This is a genomic window from Pseudomonas sp. JY-Q, assembly GCF_001655295.1.
GTDB lineage: Bacteria > Pseudomonadota > Gammaproteobacteria > Pseudomonadales > Pseudomonadaceae > Aquipseudomonas > Aquipseudomonas alloputida.
This window is the reverse complement of sequence record NZ_CP011525.1, coordinates 688593-706584: the sequence shown is the minus strand read 5'-3', so window position 1 is coordinate 706584 and position 17992 is coordinate 688593. Positions and strand designations below refer to the sequence as shown.

General features: G+C 63.1%; 19 protein-coding genes. 3 read left to right on the top strand and 16 right to left on the bottom strand.

The window, feature by feature from the left end; translation table 11 throughout:
• Positions 1-45 precede the first annotated feature (45 nt).
• Positions 46-1362, top strand: a complete 1317-nt coding sequence (locus AA098_RS03115) for a lytic murein transglycosylase (RefSeq protein ID WP_003249746.1) — start codon at positions 46-48, stop codon at positions 1360-1362.
• A gap of 33 nt (positions 1363-1395) precedes the next feature.
• Here AA098_RS03115 and AA098_RS03110 read toward each other — a convergent pair whose 3' ends face one another.
• The 13 genes from AA098_RS03110 to AA098_RS03050 all read right to left on the bottom strand — a co-directional run bounded on the left by AA098_RS03110 (position 1396) and on the right by AA098_RS03050 (position 13779).
• Positions 1396-2334 carry an LD-carboxypeptidase gene (locus AA098_RS03110; RefSeq protein ID WP_064613821.1) on the bottom strand — a complete coding sequence of 313 codons (939 nt, stop codon included), beginning with the start codon at positions 2332-2334 and terminating at the stop codon, positions 1396-1398.
• A 98-nt stretch (positions 2335-2432) separates the two neighbouring features.
• Positions 2433-3449 carry a lipoyl synthase gene (gene lipA, locus AA098_RS03105; RefSeq protein ID WP_003249742.1) on the bottom strand — a complete coding sequence of 339 codons (1017 nt, stop codon included), beginning with the start codon at positions 3447-3449 and terminating at the stop codon, positions 2433-2435.
• Positions 3450-3451: 2 nt separating this feature from the next.
• On the bottom strand, positions 3452-4099 hold the full coding sequence (lipB, locus tag AA098_RS03100) for a lipoyl(octanoyl) transferase LipB (RefSeq protein ID WP_003249738.1): 648 nt from the start codon (positions 4097-4099) through the stop codon (positions 3452-3454).
• Entirely contained in the window at positions 4099-4374 is a 276-nt protein-coding gene (locus tag AA098_RS03095) for a DUF493 domain-containing protein (RefSeq protein WP_003249736.1), read from the bottom strand. Before AA098_RS03095 ends, lipB begins: the two co-directional genes overlap by 1 nt.
• A gap of 73 nt (positions 4375-4447) precedes the next feature.
• Positions 4448-5608: a D-alanyl-D-alanine carboxypeptidase family protein gene (locus tag AA098_RS03090; RefSeq protein ID WP_003249733.1), complete on the bottom strand. Its 1161-nt coding sequence runs from the start codon at positions 5606-5608 to the stop codon at positions 4448-4450.
• Between the two features lie 220 nt (positions 5609-5828).
• Entirely contained in the window at positions 5829-6830 is a 1002-nt protein-coding gene (locus AA098_RS03085) for a septal ring lytic transglycosylase RlpA family protein (protein WP_003249731.1), read from the bottom strand.
• On the bottom strand, positions 6830-7840 hold the full coding sequence (gene mltB / locus AA098_RS03080) for a lytic murein transglycosylase B (protein ID WP_003249729.1): 1011 nt from the start codon (positions 7838-7840) through the stop codon (positions 6830-6832). The genes AA098_RS03085 and mltB overlap by 1 nt, the downstream gene beginning before the upstream one ends.
• Before the next feature lie 17 nt (positions 7841-7857).
• On the bottom strand, positions 7858-8961 hold the full coding sequence (gene rodA / locus AA098_RS03075) for a rod shape-determining protein RodA (protein ID WP_003249727.1): 1104 nt from the start codon (positions 8959-8961) through the stop codon (positions 7858-7860).
• A gap of 38 nt (positions 8962-8999) precedes the next feature.
• The gene (mrdA, locus tag AA098_RS03070; protein ID WP_003249725.1) at positions 9000-10889 is read right to left on the bottom strand and encodes a penicillin-binding protein 2; all 1890 of its coding nucleotides are present in this window, start codon (positions 10887-10889) and stop codon (positions 9000-9002) included.
• Between the two features lie 16 nt (positions 10890-10905).
• Positions 10906-11373 (bottom strand): 23S rRNA (pseudouridine(1915)-N(3))-methyltransferase RlmH, encoded by a 468-nt coding sequence (rlmH, locus tag AA098_RS03065; protein WP_003249722.1) that lies wholly within the window; start codon positions 11371-11373, stop codon positions 10906-10908.
• Positions 11374-11383: 10 nt separating this feature from the next.
• Positions 11384-11803, bottom strand: coding sequence for a ribosome silencing factor (gene rsfS, locus AA098_RS03060; protein ID WP_003249719.1), 420 nt, complete (start codon positions 11801-11803; stop codon positions 11384-11386).
• Positions 11804-11846: 43 nt separating this feature from the next.
• Positions 11847-12539, bottom strand: a complete 693-nt coding sequence (gene nadD / locus AA098_RS03055; protein ID WP_010955423.1) for a nicotinate-nucleotide adenylyltransferase — start codon at positions 12537-12539, stop codon at positions 11847-11849.
• Positions 12508-13779 carry a glutamate-5-semialdehyde dehydrogenase gene (locus AA098_RS03050; protein ID WP_004576854.1) on the bottom strand — a complete coding sequence of 424 codons (1272 nt, stop codon included), beginning with the start codon at positions 13777-13779 and terminating at the stop codon, positions 12508-12510. Before AA098_RS03050 ends, nadD begins: the two co-directional genes overlap by 32 nt.
• A 330-nt stretch (positions 13780-14109) precedes the next feature.
• On the opposite strand from AA098_RS03050, the gene AA098_RS03040 reads away from it, so the two are divergent.
• Entirely contained in the window at positions 14110-14778 is a 669-nt protein-coding gene (locus AA098_RS03040; RefSeq protein WP_003249713.1) for a DNA-3-methyladenine glycosylase, read from the top strand.
• Positions 14779-14780: 2 nt separating this feature from the next.
• Positions 14781-16097, top strand: coding sequence for a bifunctional DedA family/phosphatase PAP2 family protein (locus AA098_RS03035; protein WP_004576853.1), 1317 nt, complete (start codon positions 14781-14783; stop codon positions 16095-16097).
• A 111-nt stretch (positions 16098-16208) separates the two neighbouring features.
• On the opposite strand, the gene AA098_RS03030 is transcribed toward AA098_RS03035, so the two are convergent.
• The 3 genes from AA098_RS03030 to AA098_RS03020 are packed head-to-tail and all read right to left on the bottom strand — an operon-like array spanning position 16209 to position 17884.
• Positions 16209-16799 (bottom strand): LON peptidase substrate-binding domain-containing protein, encoded by a 591-nt coding sequence (locus tag AA098_RS03030; protein ID WP_003249708.1) that lies wholly within the window; start codon positions 16797-16799, stop codon positions 16209-16211.
• Positions 16800-16808: 9 nt separating this feature from the next.
• Positions 16809-17525, bottom strand: a complete 717-nt coding sequence (locus tag AA098_RS03025; RefSeq protein ID WP_004576852.1) for an LrgB family protein — start codon at positions 17523-17525, stop codon at positions 16809-16811.
• Positions 17522-17884: a CidA/LrgA family protein gene (locus AA098_RS03020; RefSeq protein ID WP_064613820.1), complete on the bottom strand. Its 363-nt coding sequence runs from the start codon at positions 17882-17884 to the stop codon at positions 17522-17524. The genes AA098_RS03025 and AA098_RS03020 overlap by 4 nt, the downstream gene beginning before the upstream one ends.
• Between the last annotated feature and the right edge of the window lie 108 nt (positions 17885-17992).

Genomic DNA, 17992 nt, shown 5'->3' with positions numbered 1-17992 from the left:
AGGCATGATATGGTCGTCACCTGACCTGCAACTCTGGATCTGTGCATGCTCTTCCGTCTTATCCCCCGCTGGGAAACCCGCCAGCTGATCGCGGCCTCCAGCTTCATTCTGCTCGTGGCCTGTGCGGAAAAGCCCACCGCCGCCGACGCGCTGCCGCTGGCCCCTGCCCAACCCAATCCCGTGGTGACCGTGCCCGGCGCAACGCCCGACGTCAGCACTGACATCCAGCCCCTGCAAACCTTCGCCCAATGGCAAGCAGGCTTCCGCGAGCAGGCACTGCAAGCCGGCATTTCGCCGAGCACCTTCGACCGCGCCTTCCTCGGTGTCACCCCCGACCTGGACGTGATCAAGGCAGACCGCAGCCAGCCGGAGTTCACCCGCCCGGTGTGGGAATACCTCGAAGGCGCCCTGTCGCCCCTGCGTGTGCGCAACGGCAAGAAGCTGCTGGAGCAGAACGCCGAGCTGCTGACTCGCCTTGAGCAACGCTATGGCGTGGACCGCCAGGTGCTGGTCGCGGTGTGGGGCATGGAAAGCAACTTCGGCCAGTTCCAGGGCAACAAGTCGGTGATCCGCTCGCTGGCCACTTTGGCCTATGAGGGCCGCCGCCCACAGTTCGCCCAGGACCAGCTGATTGCCGCGCTGCAGATCATCCAGCACGGAGACATCCAGCCTGAAGCCATGCGTGGCTCGTGGGCCGGCGCCATGGGCCAGACCCAGTTCATCCCGACCACCTACAACACCCATGCCGTGGACTTCGACGGCGATGGCCGCCGCGACATCTGGAACAGCACACCAGACGCCCTGGCCTCAACAGCGCACTACCTGCAAAGTTCGGGCTGGAAACGCGGCCAACCGTGGGGCTTCGAGGTACAGGTGCCGGCCGGCTTCGACTTCTGGCAGGCCGATGGCGCACTGCGCAAACCGGTGAGTGAATGGCTGGCGATGGGCGTGAAACTGCCAGCGGGTACCCAGCTGCCGCCAGGTAGCAACCAGCTGTCTGCCGCCCTGCTGCTGCCGGCCGGTGCACGCGGCCCGGCGTTCCTGGTGCTGGACAACTTCCGCGCCATCCTCAAGTACAACAACTCGTCGTCCTATGCCCTGGCGGTGAGCCTGCTCGGGGATCGCTTCAGCGGCTGGGGCTTCATTGCCGGCAGCTGGCCGAAAGAGGACCTGCCGCTCAGCCGCAGCGAGCGCATGGAGTTGCAGAACTTGCTGAACAGCCGCGGGCATGATGCGGGTAATGCCGATGGCATTATCGGGGCCAATACCCGCAAGGCGATCCGCAATGCCCAGCAAGGGCTGGGATGGCCGGCGGATGGCTACCCGACCCATAAGCTGCTTGAGAGCCTGCGCCAGCAGTAAGCATTCCGGGGCCGCTGCGCGGCCCCGGTAATCTCACGCCCTGAACAGATCCTGCTCCAGCACCAGTGTTTGCTGAACACTGTCCAGCCTCACCCGAGCCCCCAGGGGCAAGCAGACATTCGGGTCACAGTGCCCGCTGCGCCAACCCGCCAGCACCGGCACACCCAGCGGTGCAAACGTATCCTCCAGCAACGGCGTCAGCGCCGCAGTGGTAATCCCGGCAAAGTCGCCCACCAGCACGCCCTTGACCCCCTCCAGCTTGCCTGCCAGGCGTAACTGGGTCAGCAGCCGATCCACCCGGTACAACGGCTCATTGACGTCCTCGATGAACAGGATGCAGCCCTGGGTATCCAGCTCGGCAAGGGTCCCCATGGTCGCCCCCAGCATCGACAGGTTGCCACCCAGCAGCGGTCCGCTGGCCACCCCCGGCAGCACGCAGTCCAATGCGAAGCCCGCCGGGTGCGCGACCTGCTCGCCTGCCCTCACATGCCCACCCAGTTGCGCCAGCAACGACGACTCGGTCGGTGGCAACTTGGCCCCCAACAGGTCGGCATTGAGCATCCCCCCATGGAAGGTCAGCAGCCCGGCATGCCGGTAGATCGCCGTATGCAGCGCGGTGATGTCGCTGTAGCCGATCAGCGGCTTGGGGTTGCGCCGGATCAGTTCAAAGTCGAGCTGGTCAAGCAGGCGCATGCTGCCGTAGCCCCCACGCATGCACAGGATGGCGTCCATGGCCGGATCGGCAAACGCTGCATGCAAGTCCTGCAGGCGCTGCTGGTCCGGCCCCGCCAGGTAGCCCTGCGCCTGCAGGGCACCCGGGTAGATACGGCACCGGTAGCCGCGGTCAACGAACCACTGGCTAACCTTCTGCGCATCAAGCCGCGCCGCGCCCGCCGGGGCGACAATGGCAAAACATGCGTTGGCCGGCAGCGCGGCTGGCAGGGTGGGTTGGAAGGTTTTGGCGCAATACATCGCGACTCCTTGCAGCGCATGGGACACAAACAAAAATGCCGATGCCGCCCTTGGGCGCGCATCGGCATCTGTGGCTCTGCTCTAGGCTAGCGCATAGTTCAGAGCTTGATCTTGGCTTCGTGGGCCTGCTGGTCGGCGTGGTACGAAGAACGCACCAGCGGGCCAGAAGCAACGTTCTTGAAGCCCATCTTGTAGCCTTCTTCGGCGAACCAGGCAAAGGTGTCCGGGTGAACGAAACGCTGCACCGGCAAGTGGCTACGCGACGGCTGCAGGTACTGGCCAAGGGTGAGCATGTCGATGTCATGCTCGCGCATGCGATGCATCACTTCGATCACTTCCTCGTCGGTTTCGCCCAGGCCGAGCATCAGGCCGGACTTGGTCGGTACGTGTGGCACCAACTGCTTGAATTTCTGCAGCAAGTCCAGCGACCAGTCATAGTCCGAGCCCGGGCGCGCGGCCTTGTACAGGCGCGGTACGGTCTCGAGGTTGTGGTTGAACACATCTGGTGGCTCTTGCGCGGTGATTTCCAGGGCAACGTCCATACGGCCACGGTAGTCCGGCACCAAGGTCTCCAACTGCACGCCCGGCGACAGCGCGCGGATTTCCCGGATGCAGTCAGCAAAGTGCTGGGCACCGCCGTCACGCAGGTCGTCGCGGTCCACCGAGGTGATCACCACATACTTCAGGCGCAGGTCGGCAATGGCAACCGCCAGGTTTTTCGGCTCGTCCAGATCCAGCGGCTTCGGTCGGCCATGGCCAACGTCGCAGAACGGGCAACGACGGGTGCAGATGTCACCCATGATCATGAAGGTGGCGGTACCACCCGAGAAGCACTCGCCCAGGTTCGGGCAGGAGGCCTCTTCGCATACGCTGTGCAGTTTGTGCTTGCGCAGCAGTTGTTTGATGCGGTCTACCTCGGGCGACACCGGGATACGCACGCGAATCCAGTCGGGCTTCTTTGGCAGCTCATCGGTAGGGATGATCTTCACCGGGATGCGCGCGACTTTGTCGGCACCACGCAGCTTGACCCCAGCTTCCACCTTCTTCGGCGCTGGGCGCGGGGTGGCATCCTGGGTAGGTATCAGGTTCGGCACGGCTTCTTGCACAGTTGTCATATTCAGTCGATTCCGCCCGTGAGGGTCGTCTGCTCAGCGTAGTCGAGGTGCTTGACCAGCTGTCCGCGCAGCCTTGTCCTGACCTCGTCGAGTTCGATCGGACCTGCCAGATCGCGCAGCTGGGTCATCGCCAGCCCCGCATAGCCGCAGGGGTTGATTCGGCGGAATGGCGCAAGGTCCATGTCCACGTTCAGGGCAAGGCCGTGAAACGAACGGCCGTTGCGAATTCGCAGGCCGAGGGAGGCGATTTTCGCTCCGTCGACATAGACACCCGGGGCATCGGGCTTGGCAGACGCCTGAACAGCATAGCTGGCGAGCAGGTCGATGAGGGCCAGCTCGATACGGCTGACCAGCTCACGCACGCCAAAGCCCAGCCGGCGCACATCCAGCAGCAGGTAGGCCACCAGCTGCCCGGGGCCATGGTAAGTGACCTGGCCGCCGCGGTCGGTCTGCACCACCGGGATGTCGCCCGGCACCAGCAGGTGCTCGGCCTTGCCGGCCTGCCCCTGGGTGAAGACCGCAGGGTGCTCGACCAGCCAGATTTCATCCTGGCTGTCCGGGCTGCGCTGCTCGGTAAAACGACGCATGGCCTCCAGCACCGGTTCATAGGGCTGCAGGCCAAGCTCGCGAAAACCGAGGCAGGCGGACATCAAAGCACCATTTTCACGATGCCGGTAGCGCGCAGGGCGCTGTTGATATCGTGCAACTGGTTCTCGCTTTCGGCAACGATGTGCAATTGCACGGTGGTGTACTTGCCTTCCTTGCTCTGGCGTTCGGCCAGGGTGGAAAGGTCGACTTTGGCGTGCTTGCTGAGAATCTCGATGACCGTGTCCTTGAAACCGACAACGGTGTCACCGATGACCTTGATCGGGTAATCGTCGCAAGGGAATTCGATCTTGTGCGACTTGACGTCTGGTTCGCTCATGGCGGAAACGGCCTCGTAAGCCGTGGCAACAACAACACCCCCGCGGTAGGCGCGGGGGCATGCAGGTCACGTATCAGTTGAACAACCCGTAGAAGAATAGACGGATGCTATCCCACATACGGCGGAAGAAACCACCTTCCTCGACGCCATCAAGGGCAATCAGGTCGGCGCTGTGAACCACTTTCTCGTCCAGTTTGACTTCCACTTTGCCGATCACGTCACCTTTGGCGATCGGTGCGGTGAGCTGCGGGTTCATGGTCATCGAAGCCTGCAGGCGCTTCAATTGGCCTTTAGGCATAGTCATGGTCAGGTCGTCAGCCAGGCCAGCCTTGATCTGGCTGGTAGCGCCCTTCCAGACCGGGGCCTGGGTCAGCTCGGTGCCTTTCTGGTAGAAGGTCTGGGTTTCGAAGAAGCGGAAACCGTAGGTCAGCAGCTTCTGGGTTTCGGCAGCACGCGATTGCTCGCTGTTGGTACCGAACACCACGGCGATCAGGCGCTGGCCGTCACGAACGGCCGACGCCACCATGCAGTAGCCGGCTTCGTCGGTGTGACCGGTTTTCAGGCCATCGACGGTCTTGTCGCGCCACAGCAGCAGGTTGCGGTTAGGCTGCTTGATGTTGTTCCAGAAAAACTCTTTCTGCGAGTAGATGGCGTAGTGGGCCGGGTCGACATTGATGATCGCACGGGCCAGGGTTGCCATGTCGTGCGCCGACGAGTAGTGCTCGGGGTTCGGCAGGCCGGTCGGGTTCATGAAGTGGCTGTTGGTCATGCCCAGGTCGGCAGCCGTCTTGTTCATCATGTCGGCAAAGGCGTCTTCGCTGCCGGCGATGTGCTCGGCCAACGCGACCGAGGCGTCGTTACCGGACTGGATGATGATGCCGTGCAGCAAGTCGCTGACCGTGACCTGGCTGCCAACCTTGATGAACATGCGCGAACCGCCGGTACGCCAGGCGTTTTCGCTGACGGTAACCGGGTCGCTTTCACCGATCTGGCCGCGGCGGATGTCCAGGGTGGCGATGTAGGCGGTCATCAGCTTGGTCAGGCTGGCTGGCGGCAGGCGCTCGTCACCGTTGTTCTCGACCAGCACGTTGCCGCTGGACGCGTCCATGAGTACGTAGGACTTGGCTGCCAGTTGGGGTGGCGCAGGCGTCATCTGCTCCGCCGCGAAGGCGGCAGGCGTGATCAGCAGCAGTACAGGCAGGCAAAGTCGTTTGGCAAGGTTGGTGATGTTCATCCGTCTCTCGAAAATCGCTAATGGTCTGAGATGTTCCCTGGGCAAGATCATGTGCCCAGCGCCAGTCAGTCTAGTTTTATGGCCGTTGGCCTGGCCCGCGAACGTGCGGCTTTATGTCGCTGCGGGCAAAAGCGGTCATTGTACATGGCCGCGACCGGCAATTCATGACAAAACCGACAGTTTGGTGTTGCCGTCTTCACAGACGCGCCCGCCCCCACAGTCAGTCTGCTGTGACCAGCTTTGCCTGCCCCAAGTTCGCCAGGCGAATGCTGTCTTGTGCTTGCTGGATCTCACCCTGGCTGCCGATCGGCCCCAGGCGCACGCGGTGCAGGGTCTGCTGGTTACGCACGATCGAGCTGATGAACACGGGTGCATTGACCATGGTGCTGAGCTTGGCGCGCAGCAACTCGGCAGCGTCCGGGTTGGCGAACGCGCCTACCTGCAAGAAACTGCCACCGCTACCGCCGGGCACGTTATTGCCACCCACCTGCACCGGTACCACGGGCGCGGCGTGCTGCTGTGGCGGCGGGGTCCATTGCTCGACACGCCCGGTACTGGCCGGTATTGCCTGGGTCTGCGCCACTTGCGGCTCTTTCAGCACCATAGGTGGGGTCTGGCCACGCTGGGCCCACCACTGCTGCGGGTCGATGCCCTCGACGCGCACGTGCGCGGTACCGATCTCGGCATAACCGAGCTTTTTTGCCGCAGCGTAGGACAAATCGATGATGCGGTCGGAATAGAACGGGCCACGGTCGTTGACCCGCAGGATCACGCTGCGGTTATTGGCGAGGTTGGTCACCTTGACGTAGGCCGGCAGAGGCAGGGTCTTGTGAGCCGCGCTCATGCCATACAGGTCGTACAGTTCGCCATTGGCGGTGTTCTGCCCATGGAACTTGGTGCCGTACCACGACGCCGTACCCTCGGCGCGGTAGTTGCGCGAGTCCTGCATCGGGTAGTAGGTCTTGCCAAGCACCGTGTAGGGGTTGGCCTTGTAGTTACCGGTGTGCACGGTCGGGGTGGCATCGGGGATCTTGTTCACATCCACGTCCCACCACGGTGCGCCGTCCTTGTGCGCCCGGTTGATGTCCAGGCCCGGCTGGCTGCGCACGACGTTACCACTGCTTTTCGGGGCCGGCCGGTTGGAAGAGCAGCTGGCCAGCGCCACACCGACGGCGAGGCAGGTGAGCAGCTTGAAAGCGTTGCCAGAGATGATTGCGCGCATTACTTGACGCCCCGTACTTGAACCAGCTGTTCCGCAAGCTGATGTACCGCCATGGCATACATCACGCTGCGGTTGTAGCGAGTGATCGCGTAGAAGTTCTTCAGGCCCATCCAGTACTCGGGGCCGCTCTCGCCCTCGAGACGGAAGGCGGTAACCGGCAGATCATCGCGCAGCGAATCATGAACCGACCAGCCAAGCGTACGCAACTCCCCTACCGTTTTCACCGGCTCGATGCCGGTGGTCAGGCCCTCGTCGGCGCGCATGCCTTCCACCCAGGCGCGGCTGACCACACCCTCGCCGGCCACCCAGCCGTGGCGCTTGAAGTAGCTGGCCACACTGCCGATGGCATCGTCAGGGTTGTTCCAGATATTGATGTGGCCGTCCCCGTCGAAGTCCACCGCGTAGTTGCGGAAGCTGCTTGGCATGAACTGCGGCAGCCCCATGGCGCCAGCGTACGAGCCCTTGAGCGTCAAGGGGTCGAGCTGCTCATCCCGGGCCAGCAGCAGGAACTCACGCAGCTCCTTGCGGAAGAACTCGGCCCGTGGCGGGTAGTCGAAGCCCAGCGTCGACAGGGCGTCGATCACCCGGTAGTTGCCGGTATTGCGGCCAAAAAAGGTTTCCACGCCGATGATTGCGACAATGTACTGCGCAGGTACGCCGTACTCCTGCTCGGCACGTGCCAACACAGCCTCGTGCTGACGCCAGAAATCCACACCGCGAGCGATACGTGCATCGGTGATGAACATCGGCCGATAGTCCTTCCACGGTTTGACCCGCTCGGCCGGGCGCGATATGGCGTCGAGGATCGACTGCTTGCGCTGTACCTCACGGAACACACCCATCAGTTGCTCAGGCGCAAAACCATAGTCGCGGCTCATTTCGCCAACGAACGCGGCTACCTGGGGCGAGCCGTCGTATTCGCCGGCATGGGCCAGCTGTACAGCGCCGAACAGGCCCACCGCACCGATCCAAGGCGCACAACGGGCAGCCCAGTTACGCACTGCTTGCATGAAATTGTTCACCTTATTCAAACCTGCGCGATCCATTTGCGGTGCGTATGGATCGACATCAAAACGCCAAACGCTGACAGCAGCGTCACCAACGATGTTCCGCCATAGCTGATGAAAGGTAGCGGCACGCCCACCACGGGCAGAAGGCCACTTACCATTCCGATATTGACGAACACGTATACAAAAAAAGTCATGGTCAGGCTGCCCGCAAGCAGCTTGCCGAACAGGGTCTGCGCCTGGGCGGTGATCACCAGACCACGGCCGATCAGCAGCAGGTAGACAATCAGCAGCAGGCAGATGCCAACCAGGCCGAACTCCTCGCCGAGCACGGCGATGATGAAGTCGGTGTGGCTTTCCGGCAAAAAGTCCAGGTGCGACTGCGTGCCAAGCAGCCAGCCTTTGCCAAACACCCCGCCCGAGCCGATCGCCGCCTTGGACTGGATGATGTTCCAACCGGTGCCCAACGGGTCGCTTTCAGGGTCGAGGAAGGTCAATACCCGCTGCTTCTGGTAGTCGTGCATGACGAAGAACCACATGGCCACCGCGACGGGCACGGCTGCCGCCAGCACGCTGAGGATCCAGCGCCAGCGCAAGCCGCCCATGAACAGCACGAAGGCACCGGAGGCCAGGATCAGCAGCGCAGTCCCCAGGTCGGGCTGACGTACGATCAGCATGAACGGCACGCCGATCAGCACCAGGCTGATCGCCACGTGCTTCAAATGGGGCGGCAAGGTGCGCTTGGACAGGTACCAGGCGATGGTCGCCGGCATGATGATCTTCATGAATTCCGAGGGCTGGAAGCGGATCACCCCCGGAATGTTGATCCAGCGCGTGGCACCCATGGCGTTGTGGCCCATCACGTCCACCACTACCAGCAACAGCACCCCGGCCAGGTAGGCCAGCGGCACCCAACGCGCCATGAAGCGCGGCTCCAGCTGGGCGATGACGAACATCGACACCAGACCGATGCCAAACGAGGTGGCTTGCTTGAGCAGCAGGTCCCAGTTCTTGCCACTGGCCGAATACAGTACGAACAGGCTGCCGGCCGCAAGGGTCAGCAGAATGATCAGCAAGGGGCCGTCGATATGAATGCGTTGCAGAAAGCTCGCACGCCGACGCATCACATCCTCGCTGGAGAGCATGCGATCGAAATTGTTCATCACAGGGCCGATTCCTGGGTAACGGTGGCGGGCGCGAACTCGGGTTTGAGCCGGCCGTTTTCGTCGAGCAGCCAGGCGTCCATGATCTGGCGAACCACCGGAGCGGCGACACCCGAGCCGGACTCACCGTTCTCGACCATCACCGAAACCACGATTTTCGGGGCTTCGGCTGGCGCAAACGCGACGAACAAGGCATGGTCGCGGTGGCGCTCCTGGAGTTTGTTGCGGTCATACTTCTCGCCCTGCTTGATCGCCACCACCTGGGCGGTGCCGCTCTTGCCGGCAATGCGGTACTGGGCACCGGCAGCTGCCTTGCGCGCGGTACCGCGGGCGTTGTGCATCACCTGTTCCATGCCATGGGTGACCTTGGCCCAGTCGGACTTGTCACGCAGCACGATGTCTTCCATGGGGTTGTCGTCCACCGGCGGCAGGCCTTCGATGGTCTTGGCCAGGTGTGGGCGGTTCCAGACACCTTTGTTGGCGATCAATGCAGTGGCCTGGGCCAGCTGCAGCGGCGTGGCCTGCATGTAACCCTGGCCGATGCCGAGAATCAGGGTTTCGCCGGGGAACCAGGCCTGGCGTCGGGTGGCACGCTTCCATTCGCGCGACGGCATCAACCCGGCAGACTCCTCGAACATATCGAGGGATACCCGCTGGCCGATACCGAACTTGTTCATGTAGCTGGACAACCGATCGATGCCCATCTTGTGCGCAAGGTCATAGAAGTAGGTGTCGTTCGAGCGCATGATGGCGGTGTCCAGGTCGACCCAGCCATCACCGGAGCGGTTCCAGTTACGGTATTTATGGTCGTAGTTGGGCAACTGGTAGTAGCCAGGGTCGAACACCCTGCTGCTGGCATTCACGACGCCACTGTCCAGACCGGCAATAGCCACCGCCGGCTTGATGGTCGACCCCGGCGGGTACAGGCCACGCAGCACGCGGTTGAACAGCGGCCGATCGATCGAATCGCGCAATTCGGCATACGCCTTGAAGCTGATGCCGGTGACGAACAGGTTGGGGTCGAAGCTAGGCTGACTCACCATCGCCAGTACCTCGCCGGTGCGCGGGTCGAGCGCAACCACTGCACCACGCCGGCCTCCCAGGGCGGCTTCAGCGGCCTCCTGCAGCTTGATGTCCAGGCTCAGCACAATGTCCTTGCCGGGCTTCGGGTCGGTGCGCTTGAGCACCCGCAGCACACGGCCACGGGCGTTGGTCTCGACTTCCTCGTAACCCACCTGACCGTGCAGGGCGGCCTCGTAGAAGCGCTCGATGCCGGTCTTGCCGATATGGTGGGTACCGCTGTAGTTCACCGGGTCGAGCGTTTTCAGCTCTTTCTCGTTGATCCGCCCTACATAACCCACCGAATGGGCAAAATGCGCACCCTGCGGGTAATGCCGCACCAGCTGGGCCACCACCTCGACACCCGGCAGGCGGAACTGGTTTACCGCCACGCGGGCAATCTGCTCTTCGTTGAGCTCGAACAGAATCGGCACCGGCTCGAATGGCCGGCGGCCTTGGCGCATGCGCTTCTCGAACAGGGCACGGTCGTCAGCGGTGAGCTCAAGCACTTCGACGATGGTATCCAGCACTTCCTGCCAGTTACCCGCACGTTCGCGGGTCATCGACAGGCTGAAGCTGGGCCGGTTGTCGGCAACGATCACCCCGTTGCGGTCGAAGATCAACCCGCGGGTCGGCGGGATCGGCTGCACATGCACCCGGTTGTTCTCCGACAGCGTGGAGTGGTAGTCGTACTGGATGATCTGCAGGTAGTACAGCCGTGCGATCAACACGCACACAAGCAGCATGATCGCCACTGCGCCGACCACGACGCGGTTGCGCACCAGGCGGGCGTCTTTCTCGTGGTCCTTGAGACGGATCGGCTGCGACATCGGACTGCTTACAGGCTCATTTGTGGTAAGGGTGCCCGGACAACACGGTCCAGGCGCGGTAGATCTGCTCGCCGATGAGTATCCTTACCAACGGGTGCGGCAACGTCAGCGGCGACAGCGACCAACGTTGCTCGGCGCGTGCGCAAACCTCAGGCGCCAGGCCCTCCGGGCCACCCACCATCAAATTCACCGTGCGCGCATCCAGGCGCCAGCGGTCCAGCTCGGTGGCCAGCTGTTCGGTACTCCAGGGCTTGCCATGGACCTCGAGGGTGACAATGCGTTCCCCAGGCTGCACCTTGCTCAGCATGGCTTCGCCCTCCTGACGGATCAGGCGGGCGACGTCGGCATTCTTGCCACGGGTATTCAGCGGGATTTCCACCAGCTCCAGCGACAGCTCGGCGGGCAGGCGCTTGGCATATTCATGCCAGCCTTCCTCGACCCACTTCGGCATGCGCGAGCCGACCGCAATCAGGCGCAGACGCACAGCGCTTTCCTTATTCGCGGTCTTTGAGCTTGTCGGAGTACTCGTGGGCATGGTCCGGGCTGTGGTGCTTGCCATCGGCGGCACGGCTTTGCTCGGCACCCTGCCACAGGCGCTCAAGGTCGTAGAACTGGCGGGCAGCGGCGGTCATCATGTGCACGATGACGTCGTTCAGGTCCAGCAGCACCCAGTCGCTGTCGCCCTTGCCTTCTTCACCCAGTGGCTGGGCGCCTTTGGCCTTGACGGCTTCACGGACCTTTTCGGCCATCGCATTGATCTGGCGGTTGGAGGTACCGGTGGCAATGATCATGTAGTCGGTCAGGCTGTGCTTGTCGCGCACGTCGATGACCTGGATGTCCTGGGCCTTGACGTCTTCCAGCGCTGCCTTGGTCACTGCGACCAGTTCTTCGCCGTAAATTTTCTGCTTGGTCATATAAAACTCGTTCAACTCGTTGGATGAGGCGCCAGAGGCACCGTCAGTTGGGCGCACGATACAGTTCGTGCGCCTCGATATAGGCCAGTACGGCGTCCGGCACCAGGAACCTCACCGATTTGCCGCTGGCCAGCAGCTGTCGGATCTGTGTAGCCGACACCGCAAGCGGCGTCTGCCAGACGAACGAAATATTTCCCGCCGGGCCGGACATGGCGGTGGGATCGCTCTCCGAGCGCGCAGCCAACAGGTTGCGCAACTCGTCAGGGGGTTCTACGTCGGCATCCGGACGTTGCAGTACCAGGATGTGACAGTGTTGCAGCAATTCTTCCCAGCGATGCCAGGCGGGCAGACCACAGAAGGCATCCCAACCCAGCACCAGGAACAGCTGGTCGTGGCCGGACAGCTCGGCGCGGATCGATTCCAGCGTATCGATGGTGTACGACGGCTTGTCACGTTCCAGCTCGCGGGCATCGACGCTCAGGCAAGCGACGCCCTGCACCGCTTCACGGACCATGGCCAGGCGATCCTGCGCGGCCACCTGTGGCGTGTCGCGGTGCGGCGGCCGGGCATTGGGCAACAGGCGTAGCTCATCCAGCCCCATGAACTCGGCCACTTCCAGCGCGCTGCGCAAGTGGCCGATATGCACGGGGTCGAAGGTACCACCTAGAATGCCGATACGCCGGACTGCCTGGGCCTTGCTCAACTCAGCAGGACCCCTGGCCGCGCAACTGGCCATCGCCGATCACCACGTACTTCTCGCAGGTCAGGCCTTCCAGGCCGACAGGGCCGCGGGCATGCAGCTTGTCGGTGGAAATACCGATTTCCGCACCCAGGCCGTACTCGAAGCCATCGGCAAAGCAGGTCGGGGTGTTGAGCATGACCGACGCCGAATCGACCTCAGCCATGAACTGACGGGCTTCACCCTGGTGTTCGCTGATGATCGAGTCGGTGTGGTGCGAGCCATAGTGGTTGATGTGCTCGATGGCCTGGTTCAGGCCGTCGACCACGCGAATCGACAGGATCGCATCGAGGTATTCCGTGTGCCAGTCGGCTTCGGTGGCCGGTTTGGCGCTGATGATAGCCTGGGTACGCTCGCAACCGCGCAGCTCCACGCCCTTCTCCACGAAGCGGCGGGCCATTTCTGGCAGGAAGCGCTCAGCCACTTGTTGGTCGACCAGCAGCGTTTCCATGGCACCGCAGATGCCGTAGCGGTAGGTCTTGGCGTTGAAAGCCACATTCCAGGCCTTGTCCAGGTCGGCATGCTGGCTGACATAGATGTGGCAGATGCCGTCCAGGTGCTTGATCACCGGCACGCGGGCATCGCGGCTGATGCGCTCGATCAGGCCACGGCCTCCGCGCGGTACGATGACATCGACGAATTCCGGCATGCTGATCAGCGCGCCCACCGCTTCGCGGTCGGTGGTTTCGACCACCTGCACCACCGCCGCCGGCAGGCCGGCTTCGGCCAGGCCACGCTGAATGCAGGTGGCAATGGCGCGATTGGAGTGGATGGCTTCGGAACCGCCACGCAGGATGGTTGCATTGCCCGACTTGAGGCACAGGCTGGCGGCATCAATGGTCACGTTCGGGCGCGATTCATAGATGATCCCGATCACCCCCAGCGGGGTACGCATCTTGCCTACCTGAATGCCCGATGGGCGGTAGCTCATGTCGCGAATGGCACCGACCGGGTCCGGCAGGCTGGCCACCTGGCGCAAGCCGGTGATCATGCCGTCGATACGCGCCGGGGTCAGCGCCAGACGGTCGAGCAGTGCGGGCTCCAGGCCACTGGCGCGGCCGGCGGCCAGGTCCAGCTCGTTGGCAGCGGTGAGCTCGGCACGGGCAGCGTCCAGCGCGTCGGCGGCGGCTTGCAGGGCGCGGTTCTTCTGCGCGGTGCTGGCACGGCCAATCACCCGGGAAGCCTCACGGGCAGCGCGACCCAGGCGGGTCATATAGTCAAGAACGGACTCAGTCATGGGTTCGGTGTCTTGGCGAAGGGGAAATCGGCTGATTATAACTGCCGCGCAGGTGTACGCCCAGCGGCGGGTGGCGGATGGTCGAAAATGGATGGGGCAATGTGTAGGAAAGATGTAACCGGGGTTATCGAGATTTCCATCGCCTGTTGCGGCCCTTTCGCGGGCACGCCCGCTCCCACAGGGATTTCACAAGGCCTGGACCTATGCACCACCAGTGGGAGCGGGCATGCCCGCGAAAGGGCCGGCACTGCCAACATCACCCTCCAATTCAGCCTCGATTAAGCCATTCATTGCTATCATCCCCGCCTCTCCAGCCACGAACTGCCCCGCATGCCAGCCCTGCCCGACAGCTTTTTCGACCGCGACGCCCAGACCCTGGCCAAGGCCCTGCTGGGCAAGGTCATCCGTCACCGCCACGGCGACCTGTGGCTGGCCGCGCGGATCATCGAGACCGAGGCCTACTACCTTTCCGACAAAGGTAGCCACGCTTCGCTCGGCTACACCGAAAAACGCAAGGCGCTGTTCCTGGATGGGGGGCATATCTACATGTACTACGCCCGCGGCGGCGACTCGCTGAACTTCAGCGCCCACGGGCCGGGCAACGCGGTGCTGATCAAGTCTGCCTATCCTTGGCAGGACGCCCTCTCGGGACCCGACAGCCTGGCGCAGATGCAACTGAACAACCCCGATGCAAGCGGCAATATCCGCCCGCAAGAGCGCCTGTGCGCCGGCCAGACCCTGCTATGCCGGGCCCTGGGCCTGAAAGTGCCGCATTGGGACGCCCAGCGTTTCGACGCCGAACGCCTGTACGTCGAGGACTGCGGCAACGCCGTGCCCCGAGTGATCCAGGCCGCTCGCCTGGGCATCCCGCACGGGCGCGACGAGCACCTGCCGTACCGCTTCGTCGATGCCGGGTACGCCCGTTTCTGCACACGGAACCCGTTACGTCGCGGCCAAGTCGAAGGCCGTGATTTCTTCATTCTCGAACAAGGAAGCTGAACATGGGCCAATGGCTCGACAGCCTGACCGGCTGGCTCAGCGCCAACCCACAGTGGCTTGGCCTGGCGATTTTCCTGGTGGCCTGCATCGAATGCCTGGCCATCGCCGGCATTATCGTGCCGGGCACCGTACTGCTGTTCGCCGTGGCGGTACTGGCCGGCAGCGGCACGTTCAGCCTGGGCGAAACGCTGCTCCTCGGCTTTCTCGGCGGCCTGCTGGGCGACGCCTTGTCTTACACAGTGGGCAAGTACTTCCACCAGAACATCCGCCGCCTGCCGCTGCTACGCCACCATCCGGAATGGATCGGCAGCGCCGAAAGCTACTTCCAGCGTTATGGCATCGCCAGCCTGCTGGTAGGCCGCTTCATCGGCCCGCTGCGGCCGATGCTGCCAATGGTCGCCGGCATGTTCGACATGCCCCTGCCGCGCTTCATCGCCGTCAGCCTGCTGGCGGGTGCCGGCTGGTCGGTCGCCTACCTGCTACCCGGCTGGGCCACCGGCGCCGCCATGCGCCTGCCCCTGCCGGAAGGCTTCTGGCTGGACGCCGGGATCATCGCCGGCGCCCTCGCGGTGCTGATCGGCCTGAGCCTGAATACCAGCCTGCGAGACCAACGCCACGGCACCCGGCTGGTTGCCGCGCTCAGCTTCATCACCCTGGCCGGTGTATTCCTCGGCTGGCCCTACCTCCATGAGTTCGACCAAGGCGTGATGACACTGGTCCAGGAGCATCGCAGCCAGGCCATCGACAGCACCGTGGTGCTGGTGACACGGCTAGGCGATTTCCGCACCCAGTTGTTCCTCGGCGGCCTGCTGACCGGCCTGCTGCTGCTTGCCCGTCAGTGGCGACACGCATTTTTCGCCGCTGGCGCGTTGATGGGTACGGCGATCGCCAACGGCACACTGAAATGGCTATTTGCCCGGGCCAGGCCGGAAGTACTGACCGACCCACTGACCAGCTACAGCATGCCCAGCGGGCACAGCTCGGCATCGTTCGCGTTCTTCCTGGTCATGGCCGTACTGGCGGGGCGTGGGCAGCCACCACGCATGCGCCTGACCTGGGTGATGCTGGGGTGCATTCCGGCGCTGGCGATTGCCCTGTCGCGGGTGTACCTGGGGGCGCACTGGCCAACCGATATCCTGGCTGGGGCCCTGCTGGCCTGTTGCGTATGCGCACTCAGCCTGACATTGGTGCAACGCCAGCAGACCCTGCCAGCCCTGCCGCTGCGGGTGTGGTGGCTGGTGTTGCCGGCATGTGTGGCGCTGCTGACGTTCTTCGCCATGCATGCGCTGCCGCAAGCGTTGGTCAGGTATCAATATTGATGTTGCCTGTGCCGGCCTATTCGCGGGTAAACCCGCTCCTACACTGGGTATCGCGCTTGTCGTAGGAGCGGGTTTACCCGCGAATAGGCCGACACAGGCAATGCAGATCCATCAGGCGAACAACTCACCCTGAATCCGCTCCAGCAGCTTCTGGATTTCCCCCAGCCGCTGCTGCGGCGAATCGAGGGTCAGCAGGTCCAGCTTGTCTTCTTCCATGAACGGCAACAAGTACGCCAGCTGATTGGCCAGCGCCTGACGCCCGTCCACCGGGCGCGGCATGCCCAGCGCTTCGACCATGGGGTGCTCACCCAGGGCCACCAACAGCGCCAGCAGGTCGTCATCGGCCTCCAGCAACGGGCTGTCTGCCTGCTCCGGCAGCCATTGCACCTGGCCCACCAGCAACTGGTCCTTCTGCACCTCGGAGCTTTCCAGATTGAAGCGCCGCACGCCCTCGACGCGAATACCCAGCAAGCCATTATCCTGCTGCACGAAGTCGCGGATCACCGCTTCACAGCCGATCGAGGCGACCACCGGCGGCGCCTTGCCAACTTGTTCGCCCTCAAGGATGCACACCACACCAAACCCTTCGCCCTGCTTCATGCAGCGCCCGATCATGTCCAGGTAGCGTGCCTCGAAAATCTGCAAATCGAGGAAGCAGCCAGGAAACAGCACGGTATTGAGCGGAAACAGCGGTAGCGTCATCACAATTCCTCAAGCCACCAGGCTGACTGCCAGCGGCAGGAACACCGCTGTAGCCACCCCCATCAGGCTCATCGCCAGCGCGGCAAAGGCGCCGCATTCGTCACTTTCCTGCAGGGCCACCGAAGTGCCCACTGCGTGTGCGGTCACGCCCAGCGACATGCCGCGCGCCTCAGGGCTGTGCACGCCGAAGCGGCTCAGCAACGCCGGGCCGAAGATCGCCCCGATCACCCCGGTAATCAACACGAACACTGCCGCCAGGGCCGCCACGCCGCCAATCTGCTCAGCCACCAGCATGGCGATCGGCGAGGTGACGGACTTCGGCGCCATGGTCATCAGGATCATGTGCTCGGCACCGAACCACCAACCCAGCACCAGGCAGCAGAGCGTGGCAAACAGGCCTCCGACTACCAGCGTAGTAAATGTCGGCCAGAACAGCTGGCGGATACGCCGCAGGTTGAGGTAGAGCGGCACAGCCAGGGCCACCGTAGCGGGCCCCAGCAGGATGTTCATGATTTCGGTGCTTTTGCGGTATTCGCTGTAATCGATACCGCACAGCAGCAACACACCGATCACCAGCAGCATCGACACCAGTACAGGTTGCAGGAAGATCCAGCGGGTTTTCTCGTAGGCTGCCAGCACGACCTGATAGGCCCCCAGCGTGATGCCAATACCGAACAATGGGTGGTGAATGACCGCATCGAGTGCGCCCTGCCAGTCGAGCATCATGGCTGCTCCTCACGCTTGCCCTGGCGCTGGATGAGCTTTTGCATCAGCACACCGACGAACACAAGGGTCATCAGACAGGAGATCAGCAAGGCCCCGACAATCGCCCAGAAGTCGGCGGCAATGTCCTTGGCATATACCATCACCCCGACTGCCGGCGGTACCAGCAGCAGCGGGAGATAGCGCAGCAAGCTGCTGGCGGCCTCGTTCAGCGGCTTGCCGACCTCACCGCGAGCCATGAGAAAGAGCAGCAGCAACAACAGGCCGATGATCGGCCCGGGCAAAAACGGCACAAACAGGTGATTGATCGCCGTCCCCAGCAGCTGGAACAGTACCAGCCAGGTCAAACCACGCAACAGCATAAGCATCTCCCTCGGGCATGGCCGCCATTATAAGCACGCTCAGCTATAGACCGATATTCGCCGAAAAGCGGGCAACTTGACTGAAACGGTTCGCCGTGCTGATCTTGT

Excerpts from the sequence above, each read along its gene's own strand:
- AA098_RS03035 (WP_004576853.1), top strand. The coding sequence starts at position 14,781 with ATGGGCCAATGGCTCGACAGCCTGACCGGCTGGCTCAGCGCCAACCCA.
- lipB (WP_003249738.1), bottom strand. The coding sequence starts at position 4,099 with ATGTCCGCCTGCCTCGGTTTTCGCGAGCTTGGCCTGCAGCCCTATGAA.
- rsfS (WP_003249719.1), bottom strand. The coding sequence starts at position 11,803 with ATGACCAAGCAGAAAATTTACGGCGAAGAACTGGTCGCAGTGACCAAG.
- mltB (WP_003249729.1), bottom strand. The coding sequence starts at position 7,840 with ATGCAAGCAGTGCGTAACTGGGCTGCCCGTTGTGCGCCTTGGATCGGT.
- AA098_RS03040 (WP_003249713.1), top strand. The coding sequence starts at position 14,110 with ATGCCAGCCCTGCCCGACAGCTTTTTCGACCGCGACGCCCAGACCCTG.
- AA098_RS03095 (WP_003249736.1), bottom strand. The coding sequence starts at position 4,374 with ATGAGCGAACCAGACGTCAAGTCGCACAAGATCGAATTCCCTTGCGAC.
- lipA (WP_003249742.1), bottom strand. The coding sequence starts at position 3,449 with ATGACAACTGTGCAAGAAGCCGTGCCGAACCTGATACCTACCCAGGAT.
- AA098_RS03020 (WP_064613820.1), bottom strand. The coding sequence starts at position 17,884 with ATGCTGTTGCGTGGTTTGACCTGGCTGGTACTGTTCCAGCTGCTGGGG.
- rodA (WP_003249727.1), bottom strand. The coding sequence starts at position 8,961 with ATGCGTCGGCGTGCGAGCTTTCTGCAACGCATTCATATCGACGGCCCC.
- AA098_RS03085 (WP_003249731.1), bottom strand. The coding sequence starts at position 6,830 with ATGCGCGCAATCATCTCTGGCAACGCTTTCAAGCTGCTCACCTGCCTC.
- AA098_RS03115 (WP_003249746.1), top strand. The coding sequence starts at position 46 with ATGCTCTTCCGTCTTATCCCCCGCTGGGAAACCCGCCAGCTGATCGCG.
- nadD (WP_010955423.1), bottom strand. The coding sequence starts at position 12,539 with ATGGCCAGTTGCGCGGCCAGGGGTCCTGCTGAGTTGAGCAAGGCCCAG.
- AA098_RS03050 (WP_004576854.1), bottom strand. The coding sequence starts at position 13,779 with ATGACTGAGTCCGTTCTTGACTATATGACCCGCCTGGGTCGCGCTGCC.
- AA098_RS03110 (WP_064613821.1), bottom strand. The coding sequence starts at position 2,334 with ATGTATTGCGCCAAAACCTTCCAACCCACCCTGCCAGCCGCGCTGCCG.
- AA098_RS03090 (WP_003249733.1), bottom strand. The coding sequence starts at position 5,608 with ATGAACATCACCAACCTTGCCAAACGACTTTGCCTGCCTGTACTGCTG.
- AA098_RS03030 (WP_003249708.1), bottom strand. The coding sequence starts at position 16,799 with ATGACGCTACCGCTGTTTCCGCTCAATACCGTGCTGTTTCCTGGCTGC.
- AA098_RS03025 (WP_004576852.1), bottom strand. The coding sequence starts at position 17,525 with ATGATGCTCGACTGGCAGGGCGCACTCGATGCGGTCATTCACCACCCA.
- mrdA (WP_003249725.1), bottom strand. The coding sequence starts at position 10,889 with ATGTCGCAGCCGATCCGTCTCAAGGACCACGAGAAAGACGCCCGCCTG.